Raw genomic sequence first — 16368 nt, 5'->3', positions numbered from 1 at the left:
CGCACCCGCTCCGGCAGCGAACTACCATGAGCCAGCCAATCGTCCAGCGCGGTAGGGACGCTGGCCATCGGCTGGGACATGGTCTAAGTATGAGACTGTGACTCAAGCCCAGGCGCCGCAGGCGTCCCAAGCGTGGCGGTTCTTCCAGGAAATGGTCGCCACCGTCACCGGCATCGTGACCGAGGATGCCGAAACCGACCGCGAACTGCTCGAAGGGCTGCGCGTGATCGCGCGGGTGTCCTCGCTATGCTCCCAGATGGCTGTCGAAGCCGACCCGAGTCGCCCGGTGTTCTTCGACATGTGCTCGCCGAACCGGATGATCGGCGGCCCCAACCCCGACGGGAACTACTATCTGGCGATGATCCGGGGCGACCGCCGCTACCGGATCACCGGCACCCGCGGCACCAGCGCCTACCTCGGTATGCAGATCCTGGCCGGCACCGGTCTGACTCCACGGCGCATGTCGGGTTATCTCAGCGACACCGAATTGCGGGTGACCGCAGGAGAATTCGCGGTAGTCCTGTCCGCCGAGCGGCCCGCGGACGCCGATGGCGCGCAGTGGCTGCAGATCCCCGGGGACGCGTCGTCGATCGTCGTGCGGGAGTACATCGGCGATCGCGACGGCGAGGAAGGGGCCACGCTGCGCATCGAGGCCGTCGATCCGGACCCGCTGACACCACTGACCGACGACGCGCTGGCAGAGCAGTTCACCGCGATGGCGTGGTCACTGATGAAGCTGACCACGCTGCACCGCACCATCAAGCCGGAGCTGCTCGACAAGCCGAACACCCTGCTGACCGCCGAGGCGGCCGACCTCGGCGCGGCCGACACCACGCCGGACAACCTGTACATGATCGGGACCTATCGCCTGGAGCCGGATCAGGCCCTGGTGCTCGACATCGAACCGCCGGACACCAGGTACTGGAACGTCACCCTGGAAAGCATGTGGCACGAGTGCCTCGAGCCGCAGCACCGGCACAGTTCGGTGACCAACCTCGGTGTCCAGCCCGGCCCGGACGGCCGCGTCCGAATCGCAATCGCCCAGCGCGACATGGGTTTTGGTCATTGGTTGGACACCGGGGGCCGCCATCGCGGATTCGTCGTGCTGCGCTGGCTGGACAATCCCAACCCGCCCGACGTCACCGTGTCGGTGCTCGACGGAGCCGGACGCCGATGACACTGCGGGAGCGCTTCAGCCCGGACCGGCTCACCGCCACCGCCTGCGAGGAGACCGGTCACCACGACTTCGGTGCCGACGGCTGGCAGTCCGGCCTCGAACGGCTCGCCGACGAACTCGTCAACGAGGCCCGGCTGTCGCCCATCGGCGTCGAGATCGCCTACCTCGACCTGATCCGCGCGCTGAAGAACCGTCTCGATGTAATCGATTGGCGCACAAAGAATCCCGATATCGCCGACCACCCGGTCGAGGCGCCGATCTTCATCGTCGGGCAGCCGCGGACCGGCACCACCATCCTCTACGATCTGCTCGCCCAGGATCCCGACCTGCGCCCACCGCTGACCTGGGAGGTCGACGCGCCCTGTCCGGTCCCGCAGCCCGAGACCTACCACGACGACCCCCGCATCGCGGCCACCCAGGCCAGCCTCGAACTGTCCGAGCAGATCATCCCCGGCTTCCTGGCGTTTCATCCGATGGGCGCGCTGGTGGGCCAGGAGTGTGTCCGCATCACCGCCAGCGAATTCGTCAGCATGATCTATTCGGTGCAGTACCGGCTGCCCGGTTACTTTCGCTGGCTGCTGTACGAGGCCGACCACGCCGGTGCCTACCGATTCCACCGGATCTTCTTGCAACACTTGCAATCCGGCGTACCAGGGCAGTGGCTACTCAAGTCGCCGGCTCATCTGTGGCAGCTGGACGCGCTGCTCGCCGAGTATCCGGACGCGTTGATCGTGCAGACCCACCGCGACCCGCTCAACGTCATCTCGTCGATCGCCGCATTGACTCATCACCTGCGCCGGATGGGCAGCGACGAGTCCGACATCGTCGAGTGCGCGGCCCAGTCCTACGAGGAGATCGTGGTGGGCCTGGACCGCGAGATGGCGCTGCGCGACAGCGGCCGGGTGCCTGCCGAGCAGGTGATCGACGTCCACTACGCCGACTTCGTCAGGGATCCGTGGACCACGATCGGCGGGATCTACCAGCGGTTGGGCCGGGAACTGCAGCCAGCAGCCGAGCACCGAATGCGGGAATTTCTGGCCGCCCATCCCGGTGACGGCGGGCGCGGACGCTACACCTGGTCGGACACCGGACTGAACGCCGCCGAGGTGCGCGAGCGGGTCGCCGCCTACCAGGAGCGTTACGCGGTGCCGACCGAGCAATTGCGTTAGCACGAAAATGCGCTAAGGCCCCACAAAACGTGACGAAGGCCATAGAATTCCCGCTTGTGACGACGCCGTCAAACCCTTTTGGTGACGAACGACGGAAACTCTCGCAGCAGCTGCAACTGCGAGGTCATCATCTCGGCCGCCGGCAGGCGCGTCGACTGTGCCGCAACTTCGCGCTGGTCGGCGTGGACATCCCGCCGAGACGGCTGCAGCAACTGGTCACCGGGTCGCCGGCGGCCGAGCGTGAGATGACCGACGTCAACTTCGCGTTGATAGCCACCGCGTTCAACCGCGAAAAGCACAGCGCGAAGGTGAACCGGCTGCAGCGCAGGTGCCGGCACGCCCTGCTCTGCGCGGGCCTGGTGCTGGTCTCGCTGAACTTCCTGGTGTGTTGCGCCTACGTATTGTTCACGCTGGCTCATCAGACCTAGGCCTGACCGGCTGCGGTAGCCATACGCAGGCGCAACGCGTAGAACTACGCACGCCGACGGGCCTTGGCAGCGGCGATGCTGGTCGAATGCCGAATCCGATGGGCTTTCCCAGCCCCACCGACCTGCAAGCACGCACCCCGAACGACCGCGACCGCGCCATCGACGTCATCCGCATCACCGCCCTGGTCGGCGTGGTGCTCGGGCACACCGTGATGGCGACCAGCATGATCCGCGGCGGCCTGCTCGTCTGGGACAACCTGCTCAGTACTTCCACCGTGTTCCAGGCGCTGACCTGGGTCTTCCAGATCATGCCGTTGTTCTTCTTCGCCGGCACCGCGGCCTGCGTACAGTCCTGGCGGCCGGGCATGAACTGGGGCGGCTGGCTGATGAAGCGCTGCACCAGGTTGTTCCGTCCGGTCTTCTACTACCTCGCGTTCTGGGCGGTCGCACTGACCGCGCTGGATCACGTGGCGCCGCTGTGGGTTTACAAGATCGTCGCCGGCGTCAGCATTCAGTTGCTGTGGTTTCTCGGCGTGTACGTGTTGGTGCTGGCCGCGATACCGGCGCTGTCCTTGATCACCACACCGGTCCGGCTCGCCGCCGCGGTCGCGACGGTGTACACGATGGTCGCGGTCATCGACGTCGTCCGGCTGCATTGGTCGGGCCTGGCGCCGCTCGGCTATCTCAACCTTGCGACATGGCTGATTCCCGGCATGTTCGGCGTCGCCTACCGCCGGCAGCTGATCACCGGTCGCGCCGCGCTGGGTATCGCGGCAGCGTTGTTCGCCGCCGATATCGGGCTGCTGACGTGGGGGCCCTACGAGCTGAGCCTGGTCGGCATCGAAGGTCAGCGGCTGGCCAACATGAGTCCCCCGTCGCTGCTGCTGGCCGGGCATGCAATCGTGTTGAGCGCGTTGGCGATCGCGGCGGCCCCCGCGATCAACCGGTGGGCACAGCGGCCACGGGTGTGGTGGCTGACCACGATCGGCAACTCCGGGGCGATGACGCTGTACCTGTGGCACATGCCGGCCCTGTTGGGTGTGCATCTGTTGTTCGACAGCCTGGGACACCCTCGCTACCCCACCCAGCCGGACTTCCTGGCCGTGACTTTCGCGCAGCTCTTCGTCGTGTTCGGCCTGGTGGCTGTGCTGTTCGTCGCGCTACGCGGTTTGGAGAACCACCCCCTGCCCGGCTGGGACGGGTCACCGGCCATTACGTCGGCGTGGCGCGGCACCGGGGTCGGCGTGCTGCTGTGTGTGGCCGGGGCGGCGGTATTGGCCGCGGTGAAGTGGGGCCTCAAGGACGAGGGTCTGATCTGCGTGTCGGTCATGCTGACCGCACTGGTCGCCGCCCGGGCGTTGGCCGGGGCGGGCGCACCCGCTGAGGTCTAGGTTGGCGACGCGGCCGCGTCGGGCTCCTCGGAGTCCGGCGCGGCCAGCAGCATTTCGATCGTCTCGCGCAGTTCGTCGAGTCGGCGCCGTCCCAGTATCTGCTCCCAGCGCCGCTCCAATTCGATTGCGTTGGAACGCATTACGCGCAGCGCCTGCCGGCCGCGCGGGCGCAGTTCGATGACGCGGGTGCGCGCGTCGTCCGGGTTGGCCAGTCGGGTGACGTAGTCATGCTGCTCAAGCGCGGTGACCGCCTGCGCCACGGCCTGGCGGCTCACCCCGAGCCGGTCCGCCAGATCGGAGGCATGCATTCCGCCGGCGGCCAGCGGCACGAGCGCGACGGCTTGAGCCGGTCGGATTCCGTCCAGTCCAGCGGCCGCAAATGCCGCCCTCAACCGTGGGCCGCCCGCCGCGGCAAGCCGCTGCACCAGGGCGGGCACTGTCGGTTGCCATGGAGCATCCACAAGACGTCGCATGGCTGAAGAGTGTGCCACTCAGCCATATTTTGACAAGTAACTTGTCAAACTCTGGGCGCGGTGCCACCATGGGCGGATGGCGTCGCGGTGCACGAAAGTCTTCAATGTCGTCGTTCTTGCCGTCCTGGTGCTCGTACTGGGCGGGTGTTTCGACGGCGGCCACGCGGTCGGGGCACCGGAGTCCGGCACGATCCCGGTCGGGCAGTCCTCGCAGAACATCGACGTCGGCGGCGCCACCAGAACGTTCAATCTCTACCGGCCCCCGGGACTGACCGGTCCGGCGCCGTTGGTACTGATGCTGCACGGCGGGTTCGGCAACGGCGCCCAGGCCGAGCGCGCGTACCACTGGGACGCCGAAGCCGACAAAGGCCACTTTGTGGTCGCCTATCCCGACGGTCAGGGCCGGGCATGGAATGCCGGATCCTGTTGCGGCGGACCGTCCCGCGACAACCTCGACGACGTGGGTTTCCTCACCGCGGTGGTCGGGGCGATCCAACGTCAGATGCCCATCGACGCGACCCGCATCTATGCCACCGGCATGTCGAATGGCGCCATGATGGATCTCCGATTGGCTTGCGACACAGACTTATTCGCCGCCATCGCACCCGTGGCGGGCACTTTGATGACCGACTGCTCTCAGGCGCGGCCCACCTCGGTGCTGCAGATCCACGGCACCGCCGACCAGAGCGTGCCGTACCAGGGCGGGCCGGGTAAGTCATCGAAGCCCGACGGGACTCCCCGCGTCGACGGACCGCCGGTGCCCTCGGTGACCGCCACCTGGCGCGCCATCGACAACTGCGGCGCTCCCACTTCTACCACCAGCGCAGAGGTGACCACCGAAACGGCGCAGTGCCCCGAAGACCGTACGGTGGAACTGATCTCGTTGGCCGACGCCGGCCACCAGTGGCCCGGCGGTGTCCGCGGTCGCGGCCTGGAACGGCTCGGCCTCCCCGAACCCTCAACGGCCTTGGACGCCACCGACACCATCTGGCAGTTCTTCGCCCAACACCACCGCTGACCGCGCAGCCCGCCGGCCTGTATTGACTAATCGACGAATCATACTGGGCCGCAACAGCTTAACCGGTGAGTCGACCAGCCAAGCCACCCGAACGAATTGCAGCAAGGCCTCGGCGTCGACTTCCGCCGCACCCAGGACGCGGTCGACGTAACCGTTGAGCAACCGCGTCATCACCGGCGGCCTGCCCTGGACTTCGGGAAGGTTGAGGTCACCGCCCACGGCGAGCTGCCAGGCCTGGCCGATGGGCTTGACAGCCGCCCGGAAGAACCTGCGCGGCAGGTCGTTTTCACCCTGGGACAGGCAGTCGCGCAGCGCCAATGCCTCCAATGCCGCGACCGTCATGCCCTGTGCGTAGATCGGGTTGAAACTGCACACCGCGTCGCCGACAACCAGCAGGCCGTCGGGCAGCTGGCGCAGCCTGTCGTAACGCCGCCAGCGACTGCAGGGAAACCGGTAGCGTGCGACCGGGCCGACGGGCTTGCCGCAGCGTAGCGCCGCCAGCAGGTGTGGCGGCACCATCCCCTCGATGAACCGGTACACCCCATCGAGATCAGCCGGCGGATGGTTGCCACACATGCCGAAGGCAGTGAGAAAGACCGCGTCGTTCTCGACCCGCGCCATCGCGGCGCCGGTCGGACGCCCCGGTATCGGCGAAACGATGAGGCCGGTTTCATGAATGCTGCCCGGCGGCAGCCACAACAGCTGGCTGGCGTACATCAAGTCGATGTCCACCTGCTGTTCGACGGGCGCTTCGAAGCCAAATTGTCTAAGCCACAAGGGAGTACGAGAGCCGCGTCCGCGGCGACGAACTCGGAGTCGTCGCAGTTTCCGCGCGAGTTCAGTCGCTGTCGAGTTCGCGGTGCTGGATCAGGTCACGCAGGCCGCCCGCACCCAGACGCTCCCGGAACGCTGTCACCGTGTATCCGACGACCTTGGCGTCGGTACGGGCACGCGCGGTCGCCGACCGCGGCAAGTGGAACAGCACACCCATTTCACCGAAGTACTCGCCGGGTCCGGCGACTTTGATGAATTCTTCACCGCCGTCGGCCAATTCGCGCACCAACTCGATCTCACCCTCGGCCACCACGTAGATCAGCTCACCCATGGTGCTCTGCTCGAACAGCACCACCCCGGCCTTCAGCTCGAACGTCTCCGGTGGCCGGTTCGAATGGGCGAACTCCGGAGTCAGCTCGATGACCCGGTCGGCCATCGGCAGTATCCGGGAGTCGTGGGTAGCGACCACCACAATGCGGTCGCCGTCGGCGAGTTCACGGATAAGTCGCAGGACTTCCTCGACCTGGATGAAGTCCAGGTGCGCAGTCGGTTCATCGGCCAGGATCAGCGGCGGGTCCAGTGCGATCGCCCGCGCGACCGCGACGCGTTGCTGCTGCCCGCCACTGAGGTTGCCCGGTCGATGCTTCATCCGGTCGCCGAGGTTGACGCGTTCCAGCAGTTCCACGGCCCGCTTGCGCGACGCGGCTCGCGACATCCCGGCCGCCCGCAACGGCACCATCACGTTCTCCAGCGCGGTGAGACTGGGCACCAGGTTGAACGCCTGGAAGACGATGCCCACTTTGTCGCGCCGATACTCCGCCAGCGCCGCGCCCTCGAGAGTGGTGATGTCGACGCCGTCGAATTTGATGGCCCCGGCCTTGGGCCGCAGGATGCCGCCGAGGCAGGACAACAGCGTCGTCTTCCCGCAGCCGCTGGGCCCCAGCAGGATCACCAGCGACCCGGATGCCACGTCGAGATTCAAGCCGTTGATCGGCCGCAGGGCGTAGCCGCCGCGGTAGTACTCGACGACCAGGTTCTGAATGCTGAGGTCGGCCAAGAGTCAGGCTCCCCCGAACGCGAGCGCAGGGTCGATGGCGACCACCCGCCGCAGTCCGGCCAGGCTGGCCAGCAGCCCGATCGCGATCGCGACCACCGGCAGCAACAGGTAAGCGAGCGCCGGGACCGCCACCACCATCGGGAACAGCGGCGCCAGCAGCTTCGACAGCACGACGCCGACTGCCGCCGCGAGCAGCGACACGATGAGCGCCTGCAGCGCCAACCCGGCGAGTATCGACCGGGTGGGGGTGCCGATCGCCTTGAACACCGCGAAATCGCGCACCCGTTCGAGGGCGGACAGGTACACCACCGATCCCACGATGAGCACCGCCACGATCCAGAGCAGGACCGCCACGATCGTGATCGAGTTCACCGCCACCTTCAGCGGGCGGATCAGGTCGTTGACGGCGCCGTCACGGTCGTAGGTCCGGTACCCCTCCGGCAGTGCGCGGGGGGTGCCGTTGATGCCGATCGAGGTGACCATCGGCAGTCCGTTGTAAGCGACCTGCTGTAGCCCCTCGGTGGTCAGGAAGATGTTCGCGATTTTGGCCAGTGCCGTCGAATTGGGCACGATGCCGACGATCTTCAAGACGTGGGCGCCGACCTGCAGGGTGTCGCCTAGATGCCGGCCCAGGGTGCTCGACGCGGCAACCTCATCCGGCTTCGACGGCGCCCGTCCCTGAGCAACCTGCGGCATGCCGGGCCCGTGTTCGGGCGCTCCGAAGGCGGTGACGTTCCGCGTCGACGAGCCCTCCCGCATGATCGTTCCGACGCAGCCCAACGGGGCCGCGGCCGAAACGCCGGGATCGGACCGCACCCGGGCCAGGTCGACGTCGGGAAAGGGGGTCGAACCGAGAAACGGTCCGGCCGATCCTTCCCTGACCACGAAGGCGTCGACTCCCAGCGAGTCGACGGTGTGACGCGCCTCGACCCGGAAACCATTCGCGAGTCCGGTCAATACGAGCGTCATGCCGAAGATCAGTCCGGTGCTGGCGATGGCGATAACCAGGCGACGCTTCCGCCATTGCATATCGCGCAGGGCAGCAAAGAGCATTCGTAGACGCTACCAACGCCCACAAACCGCACCAGCGAAAGGACCGCCAAGGGTTCACCCTGGCCGGAAGGCGGCGGCTGCGAACTGATGGCAGAATGTTTACCTGCCGGAATGGCGCCCGTCGGGGTTTTTTCGCGCGTGGCCTAGGATTGGTTTCTGTTGGCTGCCGCAGCGCTGCACCGGCAGCGCAAGATCCAGGCGGTTTTCGGCGGGTTGAATCAACAGCCCCGGACTTGGCGTGGTTGTCTGAAAACTTATTGTTGTCCCCGCAAGGACGGATTTGAGATAGAGCTATGGTCGATCAACCCGGCGATCCAATCAACCGAACGACCTTCGGTGTCGAGCAACGCGAGACAGACGGTGCTGTCGTGCTGGCCGTCTCGGGCGAAGTGGACATGCTCAGCGCGCCCCAGTTGGCCGAGGCGATGCGTGCCGCACTGAGCACCAAACCGGCGGCGCTCATCGTGGACCTCACCAAGGTGGAGTTCCTGGCGTCCGCGGGGATGAGCGTGCTGGTGAACGGTCAGGCCGAACTCGAGCCGCCCACCCGAATGGCGGTGGTCGCCGACGGCCCGGCAACCAGCCGGCCGCTGAAGCTGATGGGAATCGACAGCGTGCTTCCCCTGCACCGCACGCTGGACAGCGCACTCAACTGGATCACGGGTGCCTGACCAGGTGCGAATGGAGGCTGGCCGGACGCGTTGATCGGCGCGTCGCTGTGACGACACCGGACGATGACCGGTGTCGATTCGTACGGGCACAGGTCGCCGCCGACGCGTCCAGCGCGGCCCGGTTGCGGACCGAATTCCGCAATTGGCTGGATCGGCACTTCACGCTCGGCGCCGAGCGGTTCAGCGATCTGGTGCTGGCGGTCAGCGAAGCGCTGGCCAACGCCGCCGAATTCGCCTACTCCGAGGTGGGCGTCGACGGGACCATGGACGCATCGACGGCACACCGCACGGCACCCGGGTAAGCCTGACCTGGAATCACCTGACTGTGTCGTGACCTGCGGGTCTGAGCGCGTCATTGACTACGCGGAGCCGGGCGCTTACCGTCAACACATACGCTACCGCCCGTAGCGTAATAACCATTCAGCCCTGATCCGCTGCTCTGCTGCCCTGGAGGCATTCATGTTCGACCTGAAAATCGTCGGTGGCACCGTGGTCGACGGCACCGGCGCGCAACGCTTCCGCGCCGACCTCGGCATCAAGGACGGCAAGATCGTGGAAGTCCTGCGCCGGGGCGCGGACTCTGCGGAGTTGGCCGGTGCAGCGGCCGAGACCATCGACGCGACCGGCCGGGTGGTGGCCCCCGGTTTCGTCGACATCCATACCCACTACGACGGTCAGGTCAGCTGGGACAGCCTGCTGGAGCCGTCCAGCGGTCACGGGGTCACCACGGTGGTCACCGGCAACTGCGGCGTCGGCTTCGCCCCGGTCCGGCCCGGCACCGAGGACTGGCTGATCAAGCTGATGGAGGGTGTCGAGGACATCCCGGGCACCGCCCTGACCGAAGGCATCACCTGGGGCTGGGAGACCTACCCCGAGTACCTCGACACGATCGGCAAGCAGCAGTTCGCCATCGACGTGGGCAGCCAGGTGGCCCACGGCGCAATCCGGGCCTACGCCATGGGCGAGCGGGGCGCTCGCAACGAACCCGCCACGCCCGACGACATCGAGGCGATGAGCCGGCTGGTCCGCGAAGCTGTCGAAGCGGGGGCGCTCGGCTTCTCCACGTCGCGGACCATCGCCCACACCGCGATGGACGGTGAGCCGGTGCCCGGAACCTTCGCCGCCGAGGAGGAGCTGTTCGGGCTGGGTCGCGCCATGGCGGCCGGCGGCCAGGCGGTGTTCGAGCTGGCGCCGCAGGGCGCGGCGGGTGAGGACATCGTCGGGCCGAAGAAGGAGCTGGAGTGGATGCGGCGGCTCAGCCGCGAAATCGACCGGCCGGTGTCGTTCGCGTTGATCCAGGTCGATGCCGACCCGAACCTGTGGCGCGAGCAGCTGGACGTGTCGGCGGCCGCGCATGCCGAGGGCAGCCGGCTGTACCCGCAGATCGCGGCGCGCCCGTTCGGCATGATGATCGGCTTCCAGGGCCACCACGGCTTCACGCACCGGCCCACCTACCGTCGTCTGAAGGCCGAGTGCAGCCGGGAGGAGCTGGCCCAGCGGCTGGCCGAACCCGCGGTGAAGGCCGCGATCCTGGCCGAGGACGACCTGCCCATCGACTCGACGGTGTTGTTCGACGGCATGTTCGCGATGGTGCAGTACTCGTTGGGGCGGCTCTACGCGCTGGGCAACCCGCCGGACTACGAGCCCACTCCCGATCGCACCGTCGCTGCGATCGCCGCCGCCCGCGGCGAGGACCCGATGTCGACGTTGTATGACCTGATGCTGGAGTCCGACGCGACGGCGATGCTGATGCTGCCGCTGTTCAACTATGCCGACGGAAACCACGACGCAATCCGCGAGATGATGCTGCACCCGGCCGGGGTGCTCGGCCTGTCCGATGGCGGCGCCCACTGCGGCATGATCTGCGACGCCTCCTACCCCACCTTCCTGTTGACGCACTGGGCGCGCGACCGGAGCCGGGGCGAGAAGCTGTCGCTGGAGTACGTGATCCGCAAGCAGTCCCGCGACACCGCGCACCTGTTCGGCCTCACCGACCGCGGCACCATCGAGGTCGGCAAGAAGGCCGACCTGAACGTGATCGACATGAACGCGCTGAGGCTGCACCCCGCGGCGATGGCCTGGGACCTGCCCGCCGGCGGACGCCGGATCCTGCAGGGGGCCAGCGGTTACGAGGCGACGATCGTCAGCGGCACCGTCACCAGGCGCAAGGACGTCGACACCGGAGCGCGTCCGGGCCGGTTGGTGCGCGGAGCGCGCTAGCGCCATGACGCTCGCCGGAAACCCGTCCCGCGCCCACGTCCACAAGGACGCGATCGGCACCCCACCCGCATCACCGACCCTGGTGCCCGCCGAGCGGTACTACTCCCCGGCATTCGCTGCCCTCGAGTTCGAGCGGATGTGGCCCAAGGTGTGGCAGGTGGCCTGCATGGTCGACCACGTCGCGCACGCCGGCGATTACTTCGAATACCGTTGCGGCCCAATCGGAGTCCTGATAGTCCGTGGCGACGACGGGGAGCTGCGCGCCTTCCAGAACGCCTGCCGCCATCGCGGCAACTCGCTGTGCGCGGGCTCGGGTTCGGGGCTGCGCGAACTCAAGTGCGGCTATCACGGCTGGACCTGGGACCTGGCCGGCACACTCAAGCGGGTGCCCAACCGCAAGGGCTTCGGCTCGCTGCACCTGTCCGAATTCCCGTTGCTGCCGACGCAGGTGGATACCTTTGCCGGGATGGTCTTCGTCAACCTCGACCTCGACGCGATGCCGTTGCGCGACTACCTGGACGCGATTCCCGACGACATCGCATGGTGCCACATCGAGGACTTCCGCTGCTATGCGACGTTGACCGTGGACGTCGCAGCGAACTGGAAGACCATCGCCGACGGCTACAGCGAGACCTACCACATTCAGACGCTGCATCCCGAGTTGTTGCGCTGTGTCGACGATATTCATGCGCCCCAACAGATTTGGGTGCACACCGGCAAATCCGACCAACCCTACGGCGTGCCGAGTCCGCGCTTCGAAGGCACGTTGAGCGACGAGGAGGTCTGGGACGCTTACGTTTACACCCAGGGCATGCTGATGGGCGCGGCCGAGGGCACGCCGCTTCCCCCGGACCGTCGGCCGGGTCAGACGGTGCCTGACCTGATCGCCGAACGCACCCGGCAGTTCGCGGCGGGCCGCGGGGTCGACCTGGACTGGGCCGACACCGACCGGGTCACCCGGCTGCACCAGTACAACGTCTTCCCGAACATGACGTTCCTGGTCAACGCCGACCACCTGACGATCATGACCTCACGACCCGGACCGGACCCCGATCACGGTGAGTTGACCATGTTCCTGATGACCCGGATGGCGCCTGGCGCCGGGTACAACAAGCCGACCGACATGCGGATGTCGGCCGACGAAGCCGAACCCGGCATCGTGCTGACCCAGGACATCAAGGTGCTGCCGGGCCTACAGCGTGGTCTGCACCAGCCCGGCTTGACCCACTTGGTGCTGTCGAACGAGGAGCGCCGGGTGATCAACATGCACCGCAACCTGGAACGCTACCTCGACCTGCCCGAGTCGCAGCGGATGACCGGCGGATAGCGTCCCATCAGTCCACGGGCGTGGGGCCGCTGGGTTGACACTGCGCTGGCGGCGGTCCGCACTCGCACTTCCGTGCCCTGCCCGCAGAGTCGACGCGTCCGGCGCCGGCGATTAGTCCCACTTCCTGCCGAAATGAGGTGCTTTTGTGTCTGTTCGCGGACAGTATGTACCCGTGAGTGAAACGGTCCGGTTCGCCGGCCTCAGTGACGTCGGCCGGTTGCGCGCCAACAACCAGGATCACTGGGGCGCCGACCCCGAGCTGGGGTTGTTCATGGTTGCCGACGGGGTCGCCTGCAGCACCGACGGTGCGCTGGCCGCGCGCCTGGTGGTCGAGCTGCTGCCGACGTACGTCGCCCGCCACCTCAAGCCAGCCGACGACGGAGCCGAACCGGAGGCACTGGGCCGCGCGCTCGTCGAATACTGCGACGACTTTCGCGCCTTCGCCGCCACCGATCCGCGCGCCGCCGGATCCAACACCACGGTGGTGGCCGTGGTCGTGACCGGCTCCCGCGCGTTGGTCGCCCACCTCGGTGACAGCCGCGCCTACCTGTTCCGCGACCAGCGGGTACAGCAGTTGACGCGCGACCACAGCGTGATCCAGGACCTCATCGACGCGGGTGAGGTGTCGGCCGAAGAGGCCGAACGCCACCCGGCCCGTGCCATCGTGACCCGGCACGTGGCGATGTATCCGCGGCCACTACCCGACGCCACCGCGGTGGAGCTGTCGCCCGGCGACCGGATCCTGCTGTCTACCGACGGCTTGCACGGTGTTCTCGACGACGATTCCCTGGCGCAGCTACTGGACACTCATCCCGACCCTGCCGAAGCGTGCGCGGCGCTGATCGAAGCCGCCAATGCGGCCGGCGGGCCCGACAACGTCACCGCGGTGGTGGTCGACGTGTGCGAGACCGCGGGCCGCTAAAGTCGTTACCCGCAAACACGATTGGGGCACAGCTATGGCCGGCTATTCGCCATCTGCCGAGTCCACCGATGTGGTGGTGGTCGGCTTCGGCGCCGCGGGCACCTGCGCGGCGATCGCGGCCAGGGAGGCCGGCGCCGAAGTGGTCGCACTGGATCGCGCCAACGGCGGTGGCTCGACTGCGATTTCGGGCGGCATCATCTATGCCGGGGCAGGCACCTGGGTGCAGCAGCAGGCCGGCGTCAGCGACAGCTACGAGCAGATGCACGACTACCTGCGCCTGGAAGTCGGCGACGCCGTCAGCCCGCAGACGCTGGAGTCGTTCGTAACCGGCAGCCCCGACATGATCCGCTGGCTCAGCGACCGAGGCGTACCGTTCGACTCCACGCTGTGCCCGTACAAGACGTCGTATCCGAATAACCACTATTACCTGTATCACTCGGGCAGCGAGAACGCCGGGGCCTTTCGCAGCAAGACCCCACCCGTCCAGCGCGGGCACCGGGTGAAGGGCAACGGCACCTCCGGCAAACTGATGTATGCACCGCTGGCGAAAACCGCACTTGCCCTTGGTGTCCGGTTCCACCCGCACACCAAGGTCACCGAGCTGCTGCGCGATCCGTCCGGCAGGGTGGTGGGGGTGGCCGCCACGACGATGCGCGACGCGCCCCCGCGTATCCAGAAGTTGTATGCACAACTGGCGGCGGTGTCGACCAAGCCCGGTATCTACTATCCACCGCTGCGCAACATGACCGAGCGGCGACTCCGGGAGCTGGAGCACCGCTACGCGCGGCCGCTGCGCATCGAGGCGCGCCGAGGTGTGATCCTTTGCGCCGGAGGATATATGGGCAATACCGAGTGGATCCAGCAGTTCGCGCCACAGTACACCGGCGGCCTGCAGCTGGGCACCAGTGGCGACGACGGCAGCGGCATCGCCCTGGCACAGAGCGTCGGTGCCGTCACCGAGCGGATGGACAACGTCTCCGCGTGGCGATTCATCACGCCCCCAAGCGCTTTCATCAGCGCGGTCATCGTCGACGAGCGTGGGCGGCGCATCATCGACGAAAGCCGTTACGGCGCGGCCGTCGGCCACGCCATGGTGCGACACCACGGCGGGAAGGGCTGGATCCTGGTGGACGCCGCCCTGCTGAAAGAAGCACGGCGGCAAATGATCAAGCAGCCCTTGTGGTTTCAGCGGGCCCAGTCCGCGGCGATGATGCTGCTCGACTCGACCAGGGGCGCGTCACTGCGGGAAGTCGCCGAGCGCGCCGGTGTGGACCCCGACGGCCTGGTGGCCACCGTCGAAGCGCACAACCACGCCATCGACACCGGGGCCGCGGACCCGGCCGGGAAACCCGCAGACTTCGTGCGCCGCGTCAGCAAACCGCCCTACACCCTGCTGAACATCTCGATCCGGCCCAACCTGCTCAACCCCACCCCGATGCTGACCTTGGGGGGAATCCGCGTCGATGAAGGCACCGGAGCGGTGCTCGACGAGTCAGGTGCGGCGATCCCCGGCCTGTTCAGCGCGGGGCGTACCGCGACCGGGATCTGTTCGAACTCCTACGTCAGCGGGCTGTCGCTGGCCGACTGCGTGTTCGCCGGCCGCCGCGCCGGCACGCATGCGGCGGCTCAGCGACTGGCCGAGCGCTGAATCACCAGACCCACGGCGGCGGCCACCAGGTCGGGTTGTTGGACCTGGATGAAGTGGTCGCTGCCGGTCGCCACGATATGTGGGGTCTGCGGCCGGAGCTCGACCAGGCGTGCGGCGGCATCACGCCAGGCCCGTTCGAGCTTCTCGCTCTTGTCCGGTGCGACGTCCGATGGGATCCGGAACGGCTCGGTCCGGGTCAGTACGGCTGTCGCGACGGCCGGAAACGGCGCCGCCGCTGCGACCTGCGCGAGGCTGGCATCGATGTCAACGGTCTCGAACGACTTGGTATCGGTGAGTTCGGCCGGTGGTTGGTCCAGGTCCTGGCGATAGGCCGGCCAGTCGGGCCCCATCAAGCTCGGTATCTCTACGCCGAACGCGTCGACGAAGACCACCGCCCGCACCTGTTCCGGGTGGGTCTGCGCGTACAGCCGGACGAACAGGCCGCCCAGCGAGTGGCCGACCAGAATGTAGGGGCCGGGCACGTGCGCCGCGTCGAGCAGCGTATGCAAGTCGCTGACCACGTCGTTCGCGGTGCGCGGCATCGGTACCGGTGAACTGCGGTCGGTGATGGCGAGCGGGCTGGTGTTGCGTAACGTGCCGGGCCGGTCATAGGCGCAGACCCGATGTTCGCGGGCCAGCGCGGTCAGCACGGCGGGCCCGGTCGCCGGGGCGGCGGCGTCGGACTGACTCCACGGATCCGAGGAGTTGTGGTAGCCAGATTCCAGGATGACGGTCGGCGTGCCCTGCCCACGGCACTCCAGGAAGAGGTGCCGTCCGTTGCCGATCTCGACCGGGCCGATGAAGTCGCCCGGCGCGGCCGGGGCGGTCGTTGGGGTGGTGGGCCTCGCGCCGCACCCCGCCACCAACAGCGCCACGATCAACAGCACACGCCCGATGACAACCCGTTGGTTCGGTGACCGCATCGGCCCATTCTCTCTGGTGCGCCCGGCGCGACGGGACAGCGCCGGCAGCCCAGCGCCGACGGCGGTGAGCCATTCGCTCGGCCGCCGCATATCCGGCTGGTCGCCGGAAGTGAGGTT

16 protein-coding genes are annotated in these 16368 nt (G+C 67.4%); 11 read left to right on the top strand and 5 right to left on the bottom strand.

Going from position 1 to position 16368, the window contains the following annotated elements:
- Positions 1 to 151: 151 nt before the first annotated feature.
- The 4 genes from MKCMC460_RS02660 (at position 152) to MKCMC460_RS02645 (ending at position 4165) form a co-directional block, all read left to right on the top strand.
- On the top strand, positions 152 to 1177 hold the full coding sequence (locus MKCMC460_RS02660) for a DUF1214 domain-containing protein (RefSeq protein WP_236984552.1): 1026 nt from the start codon (positions 152 to 154) through the stop codon (positions 1175 to 1177).
- On the top strand, positions 1174 to 2346 hold the full coding sequence (locus tag MKCMC460_RS02655) for a sulfotransferase (RefSeq protein ID WP_236979781.1): 1173 nt from the start codon (positions 1174 to 1176) through the stop codon (positions 2344 to 2346). Before MKCMC460_RS02660 ends, MKCMC460_RS02655 begins: the two co-directional genes overlap by 4 nt.
- 56 nt (positions 2347 to 2402) lie before the next feature.
- Complete coding sequence (locus MKCMC460_RS02650) at positions 2403 to 2774, top strand: hypothetical protein (RefSeq protein WP_236979779.1); 372 nt, start codon at positions 2403 to 2405, stop codon at positions 2772 to 2774.
- 98 nt (positions 2775 to 2872) lie between these two features.
- Positions 2873 to 4165, top strand: coding sequence for an acyltransferase (locus MKCMC460_RS02645; RefSeq protein ID WP_370653136.1), 1293 nt, complete (start codon positions 2873 to 2875; stop codon positions 4163 to 4165).
- Here MKCMC460_RS02645 and MKCMC460_RS02640 read toward each other — a convergent pair.
- On the bottom strand, positions 4162 to 4638 hold the full coding sequence (locus MKCMC460_RS02640) for a MarR family winged helix-turn-helix transcriptional regulator (RefSeq protein ID WP_238305292.1): 477 nt from the start codon (positions 4636 to 4638) through the stop codon (positions 4162 to 4164). The genes MKCMC460_RS02645 and MKCMC460_RS02640 overlap by 4 nt on opposite strands.
- Positions 4639 to 4714: 76 nt before the next feature.
- On the opposite strand from MKCMC460_RS02640, the gene MKCMC460_RS02635 reads away from it, so the two are divergent.
- Entirely contained in the window at positions 4715 to 5656 is a 942-nt protein-coding gene (locus MKCMC460_RS02635; RefSeq protein WP_236979777.1) for a PHB depolymerase family esterase, read from the top strand.
- Here the strand turns inward: MKCMC460_RS02635 and MKCMC460_RS02630 are convergent.
- The 3 genes from MKCMC460_RS02630 to MKCMC460_RS02620 all read right to left on the bottom strand — a co-directional run bounded on the left by MKCMC460_RS02630 (position 5597) and on the right by MKCMC460_RS02620 (position 8540).
- Positions 5597 to 6388 (bottom strand): hypothetical protein, encoded by a 792-nt coding sequence (locus MKCMC460_RS02630; protein ID WP_236979775.1) that lies wholly within the window; start codon positions 6386 to 6388, stop codon positions 5597 to 5599. The genes MKCMC460_RS02635 and MKCMC460_RS02630 overlap by 60 nt on opposite strands.
- Before the next feature lie 106 nt (positions 6389 to 6494).
- Positions 6495 to 7487 carry an ATP-binding cassette domain-containing protein gene (locus MKCMC460_RS02625; protein ID WP_236979773.1) on the bottom strand — a complete coding sequence of 331 codons (993 nt, stop codon included), beginning with the start codon at positions 7485 to 7487 and terminating at the stop codon, positions 6495 to 6497.
- Positions 7488 to 7490: 3 nt separating this feature from the next.
- Positions 7491 to 8540, bottom strand: coding sequence for an ABC transporter permease (locus MKCMC460_RS02620; protein ID WP_236979763.1), 1050 nt, complete (start codon positions 8538 to 8540; stop codon positions 7491 to 7493).
- A 293-nt stretch (positions 8541 to 8833) separates the two neighbouring features.
- Between MKCMC460_RS02620 and MKCMC460_RS02615 the strand changes: the two genes are divergently transcribed.
- The 6 genes from MKCMC460_RS02615 to MKCMC460_RS02590 all read left to right on the top strand — a co-directional run bounded on the left by MKCMC460_RS02615 (position 8834) and on the right by MKCMC460_RS02590 (position 15328).
- A complete protein-coding gene (locus MKCMC460_RS02615) occupies positions 8834 to 9211 on the top strand; it encodes an STAS domain-containing protein (RefSeq protein ID WP_236979762.1) in 378 nt (125 codons plus the stop codon).
- 47 nt (positions 9212 to 9258) lie between these two features.
- Entirely contained in the window at positions 9259 to 9513 is a 255-nt protein-coding gene (locus MKCMC460_RS02610) for an ATP-binding protein (RefSeq protein WP_289624904.1), read from the top strand.
- A gap of 157 nt (positions 9514 to 9670) precedes the next feature.
- Complete coding sequence (locus MKCMC460_RS02605) at positions 9671 to 11431, top strand: amidohydrolase family protein (protein ID WP_236979760.1); 1761 nt, start codon at positions 9671 to 9673, stop codon at positions 11429 to 11431.
- Between the two features lie 4 nt (positions 11432 to 11435).
- A complete protein-coding gene (locus tag MKCMC460_RS02600; protein WP_236979758.1) occupies positions 11436 to 12758 on the top strand; it encodes an SRPBCC family protein in 1323 nt (440 codons plus the stop codon).
- A 172-nt stretch (positions 12759 to 12930) separates the two neighbouring features.
- Entirely contained in the window at positions 12931 to 13680 is a 750-nt protein-coding gene (locus MKCMC460_RS02595; protein WP_236979755.1) for a PP2C family serine/threonine-protein phosphatase, read from the top strand.
- Between the two features lie 34 nt (positions 13681 to 13714).
- On the top strand, positions 13715 to 15328 hold the full coding sequence (locus MKCMC460_RS02590; protein WP_236979753.1) for an FAD-binding protein: 1614 nt from the start codon (positions 13715 to 13717) through the stop codon (positions 15326 to 15328).
- Here the strand turns inward: MKCMC460_RS02590 and MKCMC460_RS02585 are convergent.
- A complete protein-coding gene (locus MKCMC460_RS02585) occupies positions 15307 to 16251 on the bottom strand; it encodes an alpha/beta fold hydrolase (protein ID WP_236979751.1) in 945 nt (314 codons plus the stop codon). The genes MKCMC460_RS02590 and MKCMC460_RS02585 overlap by 22 nt on opposite strands.
- Positions 16252 to 16368 lie beyond the last annotated feature (117 nt).

The sequence above is a fragment of the Mycobacterium sp. 20KCMC460 genome (assembly GCF_022179425.1).
GTDB classification, from domain to species: domain Bacteria; phylum Actinomycetota; class Actinomycetes; order Mycobacteriales; family Mycobacteriaceae; genus Mycobacterium; species Mycobacterium kiyosense.
This window is presented reverse-complemented; position numbering and strand designations above follow the sequence as displayed.

Coding starts and splice junctions, on each gene's coding strand:
- MKCMC460_RS02585 (WP_236979751.1), bottom strand. CDS start 16,251: ATGCGGTCACCGAACCAACGGGTTGTCATCGGGCGTGTGCTGTTGATC.
- MKCMC460_RS02655 (WP_236979781.1), top strand. CDS start 1,174: ATGACACTGCGGGAGCGCTTCAGCCCGGACCGGCTCACCGCCACCGCC.
- MKCMC460_RS02660 (WP_236984552.1), top strand. CDS start 152: ATGGTCGCCACCGTCACCGGCATCGTGACCGAGGATGCCGAAACCGAC.
- MKCMC460_RS02635 (WP_236979777.1), top strand. CDS start 4,715: ATGGCGTCGCGGTGCACGAAAGTCTTCAATGTCGTCGTTCTTGCCGTC.
- MKCMC460_RS02605 (WP_236979760.1), top strand. CDS start 9,671: ATGTTCGACCTGAAAATCGTCGGTGGCACCGTGGTCGACGGCACCGGC.
- MKCMC460_RS02620 (WP_236979763.1), bottom strand. CDS start 8,540: ATGCTCTTTGCTGCCCTGCGCGATATGCAATGGCGGAAGCGTCGCCTG.
- MKCMC460_RS02590 (WP_236979753.1), top strand. CDS start 13,715: ATGGCCGGCTATTCGCCATCTGCCGAGTCCACCGATGTGGTGGTGGTC.
- MKCMC460_RS02645 (WP_370653136.1), top strand. CDS start 2,873: ATGGGCTTTCCCAGCCCCACCGACCTGCAAGCACGCACCCCGAACGAC.
- MKCMC460_RS02600 (WP_236979758.1), top strand. CDS start 11,436: ATGACGCTCGCCGGAAACCCGTCCCGCGCCCACGTCCACAAGGACGCG.
- MKCMC460_RS02615 (WP_236979762.1), top strand. CDS start 8,834: ATGGTCGATCAACCCGGCGATCCAATCAACCGAACGACCTTCGGTGTC.
- MKCMC460_RS02640 (WP_238305292.1), bottom strand. CDS start 4,638: ATGCGACGTCTTGTGGATGCTCCATGGCAACCGACAGTGCCCGCCCTG.